Source organism: Streptomyces sp. NPDC107559 (assembly GCF_055657365.1).
In genome coordinates this window covers 607,707-621,522 of the sequence record NZ_JBVKBD010000001.1, presented here as the reverse complement: position 1 = coordinate 621,522, position 13,816 = coordinate 607,707, and the positions used below count along the sequence as shown (strand labels likewise).

The 13,816-nt window shown below is 73.0% G+C and carries 12 protein-coding genes; 1 reads left to right on the top strand and 11 read right to left on the bottom strand.

From position 1 onward, the window contains the following. Positions 1–166: 166 nt before the first annotated feature. The 7 genes from ACZ7OY_RS02550 to ACZ7OY_RS02520 all read right to left on the bottom strand — a co-directional run bounded on the left by ACZ7OY_RS02550 (position 167) and on the right by ACZ7OY_RS02520 (position 6,626). Positions 167–520, bottom strand: a complete 354-nt coding sequence (locus tag ACZ7OY_RS02550; RefSeq protein ID WP_471909660.1) for a cytidine deaminase — start codon at positions 518–520, stop codon at positions 167–169. A 49-nt stretch (positions 521–569) separates the two neighbouring features. Continuing rightward, the gene (locus tag ACZ7OY_RS02545) at positions 570–929 is read right to left on the bottom strand and encodes an MmcQ/YjbR family DNA-binding protein (RefSeq protein WP_351601765.1); all 360 of its coding nucleotides are present in this window, start codon (positions 927–929) and stop codon (positions 570–572) included. Next, on the bottom strand, positions 926–2,236 hold the full coding sequence (locus tag ACZ7OY_RS02540; RefSeq protein WP_471909659.1) for a hemolysin family protein: 1,311 nt from the start codon (positions 2,234–2,236) through the stop codon (positions 926–928). The genes ACZ7OY_RS02545 and ACZ7OY_RS02540 overlap by 4 nt, the downstream gene beginning before the upstream one ends. Further along, positions 2,233–2,730, bottom strand: a complete 498-nt coding sequence (ybeY, locus tag ACZ7OY_RS02535; protein WP_384722683.1) for an rRNA maturation RNase YbeY — start codon at positions 2,728–2,730, stop codon at positions 2,233–2,235. Before ybeY ends, ACZ7OY_RS02540 begins: the two co-directional genes overlap by 4 nt. 13 nt (positions 2,731–2,743) lie before the next feature. Next, positions 2,744–3,802 (bottom strand): PhoH family protein, encoded by a 1,059-nt coding sequence (locus ACZ7OY_RS02530; protein WP_152884144.1) that lies wholly within the window; start codon positions 3,800–3,802, stop codon positions 2,744–2,746. 143 nt (positions 3,803–3,945) lie between these two features. Next, positions 3,946–5,106 carry a carbohydrate kinase family protein gene (locus tag ACZ7OY_RS02525; RefSeq protein ID WP_471909658.1) on the bottom strand — a complete coding sequence of 387 codons (1,161 nt, stop codon included), beginning with the start codon at positions 5,104–5,106 and terminating at the stop codon, positions 3,946–3,948. A gap of 224 nt (positions 5,107–5,330) precedes the next feature. After that, complete coding sequence (locus ACZ7OY_RS02520) at positions 5,331–6,626, bottom strand: glucarate dehydratase family protein (protein ID WP_471909657.1); 1,296 nt, start codon at positions 6,624–6,626, stop codon at positions 5,331–5,333. 290 nt (positions 6,627–6,916) lie between these two features. Between ACZ7OY_RS02520 and ACZ7OY_RS02515 the strand changes: the two genes are divergently transcribed. Next, positions 6,917–8,167 carry an MFS transporter gene (locus ACZ7OY_RS02515; protein ID WP_471909656.1) on the top strand — a complete coding sequence of 417 codons (1,251 nt, stop codon included), beginning with the start codon at positions 6,917–6,919 and terminating at the stop codon, positions 8,165–8,167. Positions 8,168–8,221: 54 nt separating this feature from the next. Here the strand turns inward: ACZ7OY_RS02515 and ACZ7OY_RS02510 are convergent, their stop codons facing one another. The 4 genes from ACZ7OY_RS02510 to ACZ7OY_RS02495 are packed head-to-tail and all read right to left on the bottom strand — an operon-like array spanning position 8,222 to position 13,812. Further along, complete coding sequence (locus tag ACZ7OY_RS02510; protein WP_471909655.1) at positions 8,222–9,214, bottom strand: adenosine deaminase; 993 nt, start codon at positions 9,212–9,214, stop codon at positions 8,222–8,224. A gap of 20 nt (positions 9,215–9,234) precedes the next feature. Beyond that, a complete protein-coding gene (locus ACZ7OY_RS02505; RefSeq protein ID WP_450660841.1) occupies positions 9,235–10,140 on the bottom strand; it encodes a ribonuclease Z in 906 nt (301 codons plus the stop codon). A 6-nt stretch (positions 10,141–10,146) separates the two neighbouring features. Next, positions 10,147–10,500, bottom strand: coding sequence for a histidine triad nucleotide-binding protein (locus tag ACZ7OY_RS02500; protein WP_471909654.1), 354 nt, complete (start codon positions 10,498–10,500; stop codon positions 10,147–10,149). A 57-nt stretch (positions 10,501–10,557) separates the two neighbouring features. Continuing rightward, complete coding sequence (locus ACZ7OY_RS02495; RefSeq protein ID WP_471909653.1) at positions 10,558–13,812, bottom strand: S41 family peptidase; 3,255 nt, start codon at positions 13,810–13,812, stop codon at positions 10,558–10,560. Between the last annotated feature and the right edge of the window lie 4 nt (positions 13,813–13,816).

Below are 13,816 nucleotides of genomic sequence, written 5' to 3'. Positions count from 1 at the left end.
AAACTGACGCAGTATCAGTTTTGGTGCCGGCGGGCAGCGTCCGGGCTCGGCGGGAACTCCGCGGCCGGCTCCGACGGCCGGCTCAGCGACTTCATTGATGCGTACGGGCCGAGGAACGGCAAGGGCGGATTCCGGACCGCTCCTCGGCCCGCCACGGCGGAGGTGCTCAGCCCGCGGCGACGGTCGCGCCGACCGTGCCGTCCGGTGCGGCCACCAGTACCGGCGTCCCGGGTCCGCCCAGGTCCCGTACCGCCGCCAGGTCCTGCGCGGACGCGGACTGCGCCTCGGTCACCACCGCCGCCGCCTCCAGCGACTTCGCGCCGGACGCCACCGCCATGGCCACCGCCGTCTGGAGGGCGCTCAGCTTCAGGGAGTCGAGATCGACGGTGCCTGCCACATACGTACGGCCGGTCTCGTCGCGCACGGCCGCCCCCTCGGGCACACCGTTGCGGGCGCGGGCGGACCGGGCCAGGGTGACGATCTTGCGGTCCTCGGGGTCGAGCGCGTTGCTGTCGGTCATGCCCCGAGCATACGAAGAGCCGGACCGCCGACGACGAGCCGGGCAGGGATCACGGCCGGTCCAGGCGCAGCCGCTGCGCTCTGGGCAGGCCCGCCACCACCAGGTCGTAGGAGTCCTCGACGAGCTCCCCGACCAGCCGGTCGGAAAGCTCCCCGTCGGCCGTCACGGTGTTCCAGTGGCGCTTGTTCATGTGGTACCCGGGGACGATCAGTGCGGGGTGCTCGTCCCGCAGCCGGACGGCGTCCTCCGGGTCGCACTTGAGGTTGACCGTCAGGGGCCGCGCGTCCAGGTTCGACAGGGCGAACATCTTGCCCAGGACCTTGAAGACGGAGGTCTCCGGGTTGAACGGGAAGTCCTCCACGGTGGCGTTGAAGGACAGGCACAGGGCGCGCAGCTCCTGGGGGGTCACTCCGGCTTCGTCTCCTTCTCGTCGCCCGGTCCGGCAAGGCCCACCGGCTCCACCAGAACCGTCACGATCTTGTTCCGGCGGCCGGCGGAGGCCTCCGCGGTCAGCCGCAGCGCACGGCCGTCGGGGAGTTCGACCGCCGCCGACGCCCCGGCGATGGGCACCCGGCCCAGCGCCTTGGCCAGCAGTCCGCCGACGGTCTCCACGTCCTCGTCGTCGTACTCCTCCAGGCCGTACAGCTCGCCGAGGTCGGTGATGTCCAGGCGGGCGCTGACCCGGTGGCGGTCCTCGCCCAGCTCCACCACCGGCGGGATCTCCCGGTCGTACTCGTCGGTGATCTCGCCGACGATCTCCTCCAGGATGTCCTCGATGGTGACGATGCCGGCCGTGCCTCCGTACTCGTCGATGACGACGGCGACGTGGTTGCGGTCCTGCTGCATCTCGCGCAGCAGGTCGCCGGCGTTCTTGGTGTCGGGGACGAAGGCGGCGGGCCGCATGGCCGTCGAGACCAGCTCGCTCTCCGCGTCCCGGCTGATGTGCGTCTTGCGGACCAGGTCCTTCAGGTACACGATCCCGACGATGTCGTCCTCGCTCTCGCCCGTGACGGGGATGCGCGAGAAGCCGGACCGCAGGGCGAGGGTGAGGGCCTGCCGGATGGTCTTGAAGCGCTCGATGACGACGAGGTCGGTGCGCGGGACCATCACCTCCCGCACGAGCGTGTCGCCCAGTTCGAAGACCGAGTGCACCATGCGGCGCTCGTCGTCCTCGATCAGGGACTCCTTCTCGGCGAGGTCGACCAGTGCGCGCAGTTCGGCCTCGGAGGCGAACGGGCCGCGCCGGAAGCCCTTGCCGGGGGTGAGCGCGTTGCCGATGAGGATCAGCAGCGAGGGGATCGGGCCCATGATCCGCGCGAGCGGCAGCAGCACGTACGCCGCCGCCGTCGCGGTGTTCAGGGGGTGCTGGCGGCCGATGGTGCGCGGCGAGACGCCGACGGCGACGTACGACACGAGGACCATGACCCCGATGGCGACCAGCAGGGCCTCGGCGGTGCTGCCGAACTCCTTCAGGCTGCCGTAGGCGACCAGCGCGGCGGCCGCCATCTCGCAGACGACGCGGACCAGCAGCGCCACGTTGAGGTAGCGGGTGGGGTCGGCGGCGACCTGGGACAGCTTCGCGCTGCCGCGCCGGCCGGACTTCACCGCCTCCTCGGCGCGGAAGCTGGACACGCGTGCCAGGCCCGCCTCCGCGCAGGCGGCGAGCCAGGCGACGACGATCAGCGCGATCGCGCCGAGGACGAGTGGCCCACTCATGAAACGGTGGGAGCCGGAGACGGGCCGGTCAGGCCGTTCTCCGCACGCCAGCCGTCCACGATGGCCGCCTGGAGGCCGAACATCTCGGCCTTCTCGTCGGGCTCCTCGTGGTCGTAGCCCAGCAGGTGCAGCACGCCGTGGACGGTGAGCAGCTGGAGCTCCTCGTCCATGGAGTGCTCCGTGGGCGCCTCCTTGCCCTGGCGTTCGGCGACCTCGGGGCAGAGCACGATGTCACCGAGGAGGCCCTGCGGGGGCTCGTCGTCGTCCTTCGACGGCGGACGCAGCTCGTCCATCGGGAAGGACATGACGTCCGTGGGCCCCGGCAGGTCCATCCACTGGATGTGCAGCTGCTCCATGGCGTCGGCGTCCACGACGATCACCGAGAGCTCGGAGAGCGGGTGGATGCGCATCCGCGCGAGCGCGTAGCGGGCGATGTCGAGGATCGCCTGCTCGTCGACCTCGGTTCCGGACTCGTTGTTGACGTCGATCGACATGGTGCTGACTTGTCTACTTCCGTTTGGTGCGGCCGCCCTTGTGGGTGCCGTTCTCCGTACCGTTCTCGCTGTCGTACTTCTCGTACGCGTCGACGATACGGCCGACCAGCCTGTGCCGGACGACATCCTGGGACGACAGCCGGGAGAAGTGGACGTCGTCCAGACCCTCCAGGATGTCCTGCACCTGCCGCAGGCCGGACTTGGTCCCGTTGGGAAGGTCGACCTGGGTCACGTCACCCGTGATCACGATCTTCGAGTCGAAGCCGAGCCGGGTGAGGAACATCTTCATCTGCTCGGGGCTCGTGTTCTGGGCCTCGTCCAGGATGATGAAGGCGTCGTTGAGCGTGCGGCCGCGCATGTAGGCCAGCGGCGCGACCTCGATCGTCCCCGCGGCCATCAGCCTCGGGATCGAGTCCGGGTCGAGCATGTCGTGCAGCGCGTCGTACAGCGGACGCAGATACGGGTCGATCTTCTCGTACAGCGTGCCGGGCAGAAAGCCGAGGCGTTCGCCGGCCTCCACCGCGGGGCGGGTCAGGATGATGCGGTTGACCTGCTTGGACTGCAGGGCCTGCACCGCCTTCGCCATGGCGAGATAGGTCTTGCCGGTACCCGCGGGACCGATACCGAAGACGATCGTGTGCTTGTCGATCGCGTCGACGTACCGCTTCTGGTTGAGGGTCTTGGGGCGGATCGTGCGGCCTCGCGAGGACAGGATGTTCTGCGTCAGCACCTCGGCCGGGGTCTCCTGGCCGTCGCTCGTCCCGTTCTCGCTCGCCCTCAGCATGGCGATCGAGCGTTCCACTGCGTCCTCCGTCATCGGCTGCCCGGTGCGGAGCACCAGCATCATCTCGTCGAACAGGCGCTGTACGAGGGCGACTTCACGCCCGTCGCCGACGGCGCTGATCTCATTGCCCCGGACGTGGATGTCGGCCGCCGGGAAGGCCTTCTCGATCACGCGCAACAGGGAGTCGCCGGATCCCAGTACGGTCACCATGGGGTGCTGCGCGGGAACGGTGAACTGTGCTCTCGCCTGGCCCTGAGCAGGGGTGCGAGCGGTGGGTGTCTGAGTCATGGGCCGGCTCTGTAGGCCTGCGGTTCCTCCTCGTCAGGGCCGCGTAGCTGAGGGCGGCCTCGCGATTCCAAGGGTACGACGGTGCACCGTCGGCGCCGTAGGGCTTTTCTGCACCGCGGTCCCACGGGCACCGTCCGCCGCGCTCACGCCGAGCGCCCGAACCCGATCGTCGGCACCGCCCGGCGCAGCGGCCAGGGCCTGACCCGCTCCTCCCCCGGCACCAGCCGGTCCAGGAACGCGTACCGCCGCAGCGCGGCCGGATCCTGCTCGTCGACCGACTGCACCCGGCGCCACCAGGCGGCGATCTCCGCCCAGCCGGGCGCCGACAGGGAGCCGCCGAACTCCTGGACGGAGAGGGCGGCGGTCAGGCCGGCGAAGGCCAGCCGGTCGGCGAGCGGCCAGCCCGCCAGGGTGCCGGTGACGAAGCCCGCCACGAAGACGTCGCCGGCGCCGGTCGGGTCGAGGGCCTCGACGGCGATCGCCGGGACCTCGGCGCTCTCGCCGGTACGCCGGTCGACGGCGTACGCGCCGTCCGCGCCGAGGGTGACGACGGCCAGCGGCACGTGTGCGGTCAGGGCGTGGGCGGCGGCGCGGGGGCAGTCGGCGCCGGTGTAGCGCATGGCTTCCTCGGCGTTGGGCAGGAACGCCTCGCAGTGCGCGAGGTCGGCCAGGCCCGCCAGGTCCCAGGCGCCGGTGTCGTCCCAGCCGACGTCGGCGAAGATCCGGGTGCCGGCGCGGGCGGCCTCGGCGATCCAGGGGGCGCGCCGCCCGGGCGTGAGGGAGGCGACGGCGGCGCGGGCCCGGGGGGCGTGCCCGGGGGTGCCCGCTCGGCCGAGCGCGGCCTCGGGGGGCGGCTCGTGGCCGTGCGAGACCATGGTGCGCTCGCCCTCGTAGGCCATGGAGACGGTGACCGAGGAGTGCCAGCCGGGGACCGTGCGGGACGGGGTGAGGTCGATGCCCTCGCCCTGCTCCAGGGCGTCCCAGCAGTACTCGCCGTAGTGGTCGTCGCCGAAGGCGGCCGCCAGGGACGTGCGCAGGCCGAGACGGGCCAGCGCGGTGGCCATGTTGGCGACGCCGCCGGGGCTCGATCCCATCCCGCGCGCCCAGGACTCGGTGCCGCGCACCGGGGCGGAGTCGAGCCCGGTGAAGATGATGTCGAGGAAGACGTCGCCGGTCAGGTACACGTCCCAGGGCGGGTCGTCGGGTGTGCGCAGGGCGGACAGCGGATCGATGTGGGCCTGGCAGTGCGGGCCCGGGGTGATGGGCGACGGTCCCTTTCCGTCGTAGGCGTCGTAAGCGATCACGTGGCGCTCCCTGGCATGGTGCGGTTCTGGCCAGTGTGCACCACGGCACCGACAGCGCGCCGTGCGTCACGTCCGGCCGCCGGCACGGCGGGGACCCGCCCGCGACCGCCCGCCCCACGCACCCCGCCTGCCCCGGCCCGCCCTGCCGGCGGTCGGCGGCGGGGGACGGCCGGGGACGGCGGGGGACGGCCGGGATCGTCACCGGCAGGAAACGGCCGGAGTCGTCACCAGCGGGGGACGGCCGGGGTGACCCAGTGCGGGTCGACGGCGCGCATCGCGGCCGCGTCGTCGCGCTCGCGCAGCCGGCCGTCGTCGTCGAGCCAGCGCCGGTGGAGGAACTCCAGGCGTTCCCGGTCGAGGGTGACGCCGAGTCCCGGGGCGTCCGGGACGGCGACCCTGCCGCCGTCGAAGGCGAGGCGCTCGGTGAGGACGTCCTCCGACTGCCAGGGGTAGTGGGAGTCGCAGGCGTGGTGGAGGTCCGCGACGGTGGCCGCGACATGGGTCATGGCGGCCAGGCTGATGCCCAGGTGGGTGTTGGAGTGCATGGAGATCCCGACGCCGAAGGTGCGGCAGACGGCGGCGAGCTCCCGGGTGTTGCGCAGACCGCCCCAGTAGTGGTGGTCGGACAGGACGACCTGCACGGCGCCCGCGGCGAACGCCTCAGGGATCTCGGCGAAGGTCGTCACGCACATGTTGGTGGCCAGCGGTACGCCGGTGCGGGCGGCGACCTCGGCCATGGCGGGGGTGCCGAGCGCGGGGTCCTCCAGGTACTCCAGGAGGCCGCCGATCTCCTCGGCGACCCGCAGCGAGGTCGCCACGCTCCAGGCGCCGTTGGGGTCCAGCCGCAGCGGGTGCCCGGGGAACGCCTCGGCGAGGGCGCGTACGGCGGCGATCTCCTGGTCCGGCGGGAAGACACCGCCCTTGAGCTTGAAGGAGGTGAAGCCGTGGCGCTCGGTGAACCTGCGCGCCTGCTCGACGATCCCGGCCGGGTCGAGCGCGGCCCCCCAGTCGTCCTTCTCGCAGGCCGTGCCCTCGGGATGATCGGCCCACTTGTAGAAGAGGTACGCGCTGTACTCGACCGTGTCGCGGACCTTGCCGCCGAGCAGGGCGTGCACGGGCAGACCGAGGGCCTTGCCGAGGGCGTCGAGACAGGCGACCTCGAAGGCGGAGACGACGGACAGACGCAGCTTGTCGGCGGTCTGCACGCCCCGCAGACCGCCGACGTCGACCCGGCCGGAGGTGCGGGAGTCGTCGACGGCGACCTCGTCGGCGAGCGGGAACAGCGCGTTCAGGTCGCTGACCCGGTGGCCGACAAGACGGTCGGCGAACGGCCGGGCGAGTTCCAGGTACTTGGTGTCGCCGTAGGTCTCGCCGAGTCCGGTCACGCCGTCGGCGGTGACGATCTCGACGATCAGGCGGGGAGTGTAGGGCTGGTGCACGCCCTGGGTGTTCAGCAGCGGCGGGTCGGCCACCAGGATCGGGGTCAGCCGTACCTCGGTGATGGTCAGGTCGCGCGTCACGGGGTGGCTCCTGCGAGGTCGGGTCCGGTGGCCGTCGGCCGGGCGGTCGGGGCAGCCATCGGAACATCATCTACATATGAAAATGAAGGTTAGATACGCGAACGGACACCGTCAACGACACCGTCTCGCGGCACCCCGGCACCTCAAACGGGACGTTCCTCACATCTCATCCTGAACTCTTCTTCCCGAACAGCGCTTTTGATACAAATTGCCCGCACGCTCCCGTCTGTCGACGGGCGTCGCCCCTCCCTCGCCTTGTGCCGCTCCTCTCGCATGCCCCGGGAACGCCCGTGTCCACCCCTCGCACCAGCCCCTGGCCCCTCGTCGCGCTGTTCACGGCCGGCTGTCTCGCCCCGTACCTGCTGCCCACCCTGGTCGGCCGACTGGACTCCGGACTGCCCCTGTCGGCCACCCAGGCCGGGGCGGTCGGCAGCGCCCTGCTGCTGAGTTCGGCCGCCGCCGGATTCCTGTTCGCCTCGCGCGTGGACCGGATCGGGGCGCGGCGGCTGGCCCGCGTCGGCCTCGCCCTCGCCGCGATCGGCTACGGCGGCGCGGCGCTCACCGGCGCCGTACCGGCCGTCGTGCTCGGCGCGCTGCTGGGCGGGTTCGGGTCCGGCACGCTCACCGCGGTGGCCGCCACCCGGATCGCCACGCAGCCCGACCCGCACCGCGCCTCGGCCCTCGGCCTGCTCGGCGTCTCCGGGCTCGCCGGACTCCTCTATCTCACGCTGCCGCACCTCGGTCCGGGGCACGGCCGGCCGCTGCTCGCGCTCGCCCTGACCGCGCTCGCCGTCTGGCCCCTGACGGGCCGTCTCCCGGCGCCCGCGGCCGCCGCCCCGGTCCCCCGGCAGGAGCGGGCCCGGCGGCAACGGCCCCGGCGGCTGCGGCCGTGCTCCGGTCTCGTGCTGGTCTCGGTGATGCCCTGCTGGTCCCTGGTGCAGAACTCCCTGTGGGGGGTCAGCGGCCGGATAGGGCTGACCCAGGCTCACCTCACCGAGGCGGCCGTCGGCGTGGTCTTCGCCGCCGCGCTCGGGGCGGCGCTGCTCGGGGTGCTGGGCGCGCGGGCGCTGGGGCCGCGGCTGGGGCGGGCACTGCCGATCGGGGCCGGTACCGCGTTCATCGCCGGCTGTGTCGCGCTCAGCGCGTCCGCGACCGGCCCCACGACCTTCGCGATCGGCCAGATCGCCTGGAACACGGTCTACCCGGTGGTGCTGTCGTACGTCATCGGGCTCGCCGCCTCGCTCGCCCCGTGCGGCCGCTGGGCGGTGCTCGTCGGGTCCGCCGCCTCGCTCGGCACGGCGGCTGGACCGCTGACCGGGAGCCTGCTGGCGGCGCGGGCCGGGTTCCCCGTCATGGGCGCGGTGCTGGCCGCCGTACTGCTCCTCGCCGCCGTGCCCATGACGGCCGTGGCGCTGCACGCCGCCGGGCGCCCGCTGCTGCCGGACGCGGTCCGGCGGCGGGGCGCGGGTGTGCACGTCGTCGAGGCGACGCCGGACGCCCCGCCCGTCCCCGCCCGCAGCGCCTTCGAGACGGTCGGCTGACGGTCGGCTGAACGCCCCGTTCGCGGGGGCGGGCGGGGAACGGCCGGACAGGGCCTACGGGAACTCGTACGCCTCCACCTCGGCGAGGTAGCGCGAGCGCCGCTCCTCGTCGTCCTCCAGGAAGGAGGCGAGGAAGGAGTTGCGGGCCAGTTCGCGCAGCCGGTCCTCGCCCAGGCCGAGGGCGGCGCGCACCGCGTCGAAGTTGTCGCCCGCGTAGCCGCCGAAGTAGGCGGGGTCGTCGGAGTTGACCGTGCACAGCAGACCGGCGTCCAGCATGGCGGGCAGCGGATGGTCGGCCAGCACGTCCACCGTGCGCAGCCGGACGTTGGACAGCGGGCACAGGGTCAACGGGATGCGCTCGCGCACCAGCCGCTCGACCAGGTCCGGGTCCTCCATGCAGCGCAGTCCGTGGTCGACGCGCTCGACGCCGAGCACGTCCAGGGCCTCGGTGACGTACTGCGGCGGGCCCTCCTCGCCGGCGTGCGCCACGCGGCGCAGACCCAGGGCGGCGGCCGCCTCGTACACCTCGCGGAACTTCACCGGCGGGTGGCCGACCTCGGCGGAGTCCAGGCCGACCCCGGTGATCCGGTCGAGGTACGGCTTCGCCGCGTCCAGCGTCCGCATCGCCGACTCGGCGGACTCGTCGCGCAGGAAGCACAGGATCAGCCGGGTGGAGACCCCGTGCCTCTCCTCGCTGCGGCCGAGGGCCCGCCACAGCCCCTCGACGACCGTGCCCATCGCCACTCCCCGGGCGAGGTGGGCCTGCGGGTCGAAGAAGATCTCCGCGTGCCGCACGCCCTGCGCGGCGGCACGGGCGAGGTAGGCGTCGGCGAGGTCCTCGAAGTCCCGCTCGGTGCGCAGCACCGTCATGAGCTCGTAGTACAGGTTCAGGAAGGACTGGAGATCGTCGAACCGGTACGCCTCGCGGAGCTCTTCCGTGTCGGCGTACGGCAGCGTGACACCGTTGCGCGCGGCGAGCGCGAACGCCAGCTCGGGCTCCAGGGTGCCTTCGATATGCAGGTGCAGTTCAGCTTTGGGGAGGGGCATCAAAGCATGGTACGGGGGTTTTATCTGCGCTTCGGAACCGGCACTCGGAGCAAGTCGTGCGCCACGCTCAGCTCCCCCTCGAAGCCTGCGGCCCGGGCCTGCCGCTCGAACTCGTCCGGTTCCGTGTAGCGCTGGCTGAAGTGGGTGAGCACCAGGTGCCGTACGCCCGCGTCCCTGGCCACCCGGGCCGCCTGGCCGGCCGTCAGATGCCCGTGCTCCACGGCGAGGTCCTCGTCCTCGTCGAGGAAGGTGGACTCGATGACGAGCAGGTCGCAGTCCTGGGCCAGCGCGTGCACGCCGTCACAGAGCCGGGTGTCCATGACGAACGCGAACCGCTGCCCGCGCCGCACCTCGCTGACGTCCTCCAGCAGGACGGAGCCGATCGCGCCCTCGCGCTGGATCCGGCCCACGTCCGGACCCTTGACCCCGTGGGCGGCGAGCCGCTCGGGCAGCATCCGGCGGCCGTCGGGCTCCACGAGCCGGTAGCCGTAGGACTCGACGGGGTGGGAGAGCCTGCGCGCCTCCAGCCGGTACGCGTCCGTCACGGCGAGCGTGCCGTCCTCGGCGACGGGGACTTCCTTGATGTCGACGGTCTCACGGTAGGCCGTGGCATAGCGCAGACGTTCGAAGAAGTACCGGCCGGAGCGCGGGTAGTGCGCGGTGATCTCGTGCGGCACCCGGTCGAGGTTGATGCGCTGGATCACCCCGGCCAGACCCAGACTGTGGTCCCCGTGGAAGTGGGTGACACAGATCCGGTTCAGGTCGTGGGCGGCGACCCCGGCGCGCAGCATCTGGCGCTGGGTGCCCTCGCCCGGGTCGAAGAGCAGGCCCTCGCCGTCCCAGCGCAGCAGATAGCCGTTGTGGTTGCGGTGCCGGGTGGGCACCTGGCTGGCGGTGCCGAGGACCACCAGTTCACGTACGGACACCGCCGCCTACCCGGGGGGCCACTGCATGCCACGCCCGCCCAGGACGTGGGCATGGGCGTGGAAGACGGTCTGGCCCGCGCCGGCACCGGTGTTGAAGACGACCCGGTAGCTCTCCAGCTTGTCCTCGCCCGCGACCGTCTCCGTCTCGCGCAGCACGTCCGCGGTGAGCGCGGGGTCGGCGGCGGCGAGCTCGGCGGCGTTCGCGTAGTGCGCCTTGGGGATCACCAGGACGTGCGTCGGCGCCTGGGGGTTGATGTCCCGGAACGCGACGGTCGTCTCCGTCTCACGGACGATCGTCGCCGGGACGTGCCCCGCCACGATCTTGCAGAACAGGCAGTCGTCCTGCGGCTCCCCTGCCATGCGTGTGCCTCCTCGCGCGGTCGGTGTCGTACCCGCGCATCGTAGCGAGCCGGAAGGTCAACCGGCGTCCGGGCGGCCGGAGGGACCGGGACGGTCCGGGAGATCCGGCAGGTCCGGCGGGGACTTGGCGGGTGTCGTCTCCAGCGCCTCCAGCGCGATCCGGACGGCCTCCGCGAGCTGGACGTCCCGTCCGGCCGCGTGGTCCTGCGGGCGCTGCACCACCTCGATGTCGGGATCCACCCCGTGGTTCTCCACGCCCCACCCGTAACCCTCCAGCCAGAACGCGTACTTGGGCTGGGTGACCAGGGTCTCGTCGACCAGGCGGTAGCGGCTGTCGATGCCGACGACACCGCCCCAGGTACGGGTGCCGACGACCGGCCCGATGCCCAGCGCCTTGATCGCCGCGTTGACGATGTCGCCGTCGGAGCCGGAGAACTCGTTGGCCACGGCGACGACGGGTCCGCGGGGCGCGTCACGCGGATAGCTCAGGGGCCGCATGCCCCTCGGCATGTTCCAGCCGACGATCCGCCGCGCCAGCTTCTCCACGATCAGCTGGGAGGTGTGGCCGCCCCGGTTCTCCCGGATGTCCACCACCAGGCCCTCGCGGCCCACCTCCGCCCGCAGGTCGCGGTGGATCTGCGCCCAGCCGGGCGCCTGCATGTCGGGGATGTGCAGATAGCCGAGCCGGCCGCCGGACAGCTCGTGCACGTACGCCCGCCGGCCGGTGACCCAGGCGTGGTAGCGCAGCGGCTCCTCGTCGGCGGTCGGTACGACGACCGCGTGCCGCAGGTCGCCGCCGTCGGCCGGGGAGACCGTCAGCTCCACCGGCTTGCCGGCCGTGCCCACCAGGAGCGGGCCGGGGCCGGTCACCGGGTCCACCGGATGTCCGGCGACCGCGACGATCGCGTCCCCCGCGCGCACCGCGACACCCGGAGCGGCCAGCGGGGAGCGGGCGTCGGGGTCGGAGGTCTCCGAGGGCAGGACCCGGTCGATGCGCCAGGTGCCGTCCGGGTGCCGGGAGAGGTCGGCGCCGAGCAGGCCCTGGCGGGCACCGCCGCCGTGGCCCCCGGGCGCGACGACGTACGCGTGCGAGGTGCCGAGTTCGCCCTGCACCTCCCACAGCAGGTCGACCAGGTCGTCATGGGTGGCCACCCGGTCCAGCACCGGGCGGTAGCGGTCCAGGACCCCCGGCCAGTCGGTCCCGCCCAGGTCCGCCCGCCAGTAGTTGTCCCGCATGACGCGGCCGGTCTCCTCGTACATCTGCCGCCACTCGGCCGCCGGGTCGACGCTCTGCCGTACCCGGGTGAGGTCGACGGTGGTGTGGGAGTCGCCGTCGTCGTCGCCCGAGGCGCGCCGGTCGCTGGGGACGACCTTCAGCCGGCCGTCGGTCCACAGCAGCAGCCGCTTGCCGTCGCCGGTGACCTCGAAGCCGTCGGCGTCGGCGGCCAGGTGCTCGATACGCTGCCGGTCCAGGTCGTAGCGCTCCAGCTCGGTCTTGGGATCGGGGTCGTCGGGGGTGGCGCGGGAGGCGCCGAGGACCCCGCGCACCGGGTGGCGCAGCCACAGCACACCTCCCCTGACGGCCCGCAGGGTGGAGTAGCGGGCGGCCTCGACCGGGAAGGGCACGATGCGGTCGGCGAGTCCTTCGAGGTCGATCCGGGTCGCCGGGGTGCCCTCGCTGTCGGGCGTCTCGTCCTTGTCGGGGGCCTCGAAGGGCCGCCCGTGGCGCTGCGGCCCGAACGGCGACGGGGTGGTCGCGGCCAGCGTGATCAGGTGCGGGCGGGTGCTCTCGACGAACGACAGGTCGAAGACGTGCTCGTCGTAGACCGGGTCGAAGGCGCGGGTCGACAGGAACGCCAGGTGTCTGCCGTCGAGGGTGAACGCGGGCGCGTAGTCCTGGAAGCGCAGCGGGGTCGCCTCGGTGACCGACAGATCGGTGGTGTTGGCGAGCCTGAGCTGGGCCAGCGGGCTCGGGCCGGGGTGCGACCAGGCGAGCCAGGCGGAGTCCGGCGAGAAGGCGAGGCCCTCCACGTCGCCGTGCTCGCTGCGGTCGACCTCGCGCACCTCGCCGGACTCCCGCTCGACGAGCAGCAGCCGGCCGTCGTGCGCGGCGACCGCGGCCCGGCTGCCGTCGGGCGCCATCGCCAGGTCCAGGACCCGGCCGAGCCGTCCGGCGGCGATCCGGCGCGGGGTCGCGCCGGGGGCGAGGCCGGTCGCGGGCGCGAACTCCAGGGCGTCGTCGCCCTCGGCGTCGGTGACCCACACCACCCACTCCTCGCCCTCCGTGCGGAAGGTGCGCGGCAGCCGGGCGCGTACCCCGGGCCGGGCGGCCAGCGCCCGGGCCGGTCCCGCCCGGTGGGTGACCCAGTGCACGGCACCGCGCACGGCGACCGCGCTGCCGCGCCCGGTGTGGTCGGGGGAGGCGGAGCCGAACCAGCGGCCGGCGTTGACCGGGTAAGGACGCCGGTCGGTGCGCTGCCCGCCGAGGCGTACGTCGAGGCGGCGCGGCTCGGCCCCGTCGAGGTCGTCGAGCAGCCAGAGTTCGCCGGCCGAGGCGTACACGACCCGGCGGCCGTCGCTCGCCGCGTGCCGGGCGTAGAAGCCGTCGACGGGGGTGTGCCGGCGCAGGCCGGAGCCGTCGGCGAGGGAGGAGTACAGCGCGCCGGTGCCCTCGTGGTCGGAGAGGAACGCCAGCCGCTCCCCCACCCACACCGGGAACTCCAGGTTGCCGTCCAACTCCTCGTGCAGCCGCTCGAATTCGCCGTCGCCGCCGCGGTCGATCCACAACTTGCCCGCCGTGCCGCCGCGGTAGCGCTTCCACCAGGCGGCCTCCCGGCCCATCGGCGCGGACAGCAGCACGGTGTGCGGCCCGTACGCCACGTCCCCGACGGGCCCGTACGGCAGTACGGCGGCCGGTCCGCCGTCCAGCGGGACGGCGCGCGCCCAGCTGCGGCGCGAACTGGCCTGCCCCTGGGTGGTGACGGCGAGGACCTGGCCGTCCGGGGTCCAGCCGCGCACCCTGGTCGTCGCGCTGCCCCAGTACGTGAGCCGTTCGGCGGGGCCGCCGTCGACCGGGGCGATGTGCACCTCGGGGGCTCCGTCGCGGGTGGAGGTCCAGGCGACGGTGGTGCCGTCGGGCGAGATGCGCGGCATGGTCACGGGCATGTTGTCGGCGCTGACCCGCCAGGCCCGCCCGCCGTCCAGGGGCGCGAGCCATACGTCGTCCTCGGCCGTGAAGGCCACCAACTCGCCGTGCAGATGCGGGAAACGAAGGTACGCCGACATGGGGGCGGAGGCAGCAGGCTGGGTCACGCGG

Bases quoted from the DNA above. Each gene is read 5' to 3' on its own strand.
- ACZ7OY_RS02550 (WP_471909660.1), bottom strand. From the start codon at position 520: ATGACCGACAGCAACGCGCTCGACCCCGAGGACCGCAAGATCGTCACC.
- ACZ7OY_RS02540 (WP_471909659.1), bottom strand. From the start codon at position 2,236: ATGAGTGGGCCACTCGTCCTCGGCGCGATCGCGCTGATCGTCGTCGCC.
- ybeY (WP_384722683.1), bottom strand. From the start codon at position 2,730: ATGTCGATCGACGTCAACAACGAGTCCGGAACCGAGGTCGACGAGCAG.
- ACZ7OY_RS02530 (WP_152884144.1), bottom strand. From the start codon at position 3,802: ATGACTCAGACACCCACCGCTCGCACCCCTGCTCAGGGCCAGGCGAGA.
- ACZ7OY_RS02510 (WP_471909655.1), bottom strand. From the start codon at position 9,214: ATGCCCCTCCCCAAAGCTGAACTGCACCTGCATATCGAAGGCACCCTG.
- ACZ7OY_RS02500 (WP_471909654.1), bottom strand. From the start codon at position 10,500: ATGGCAGGGGAGCCGCAGGACGACTGCCTGTTCTGCAAGATCGTGGCG.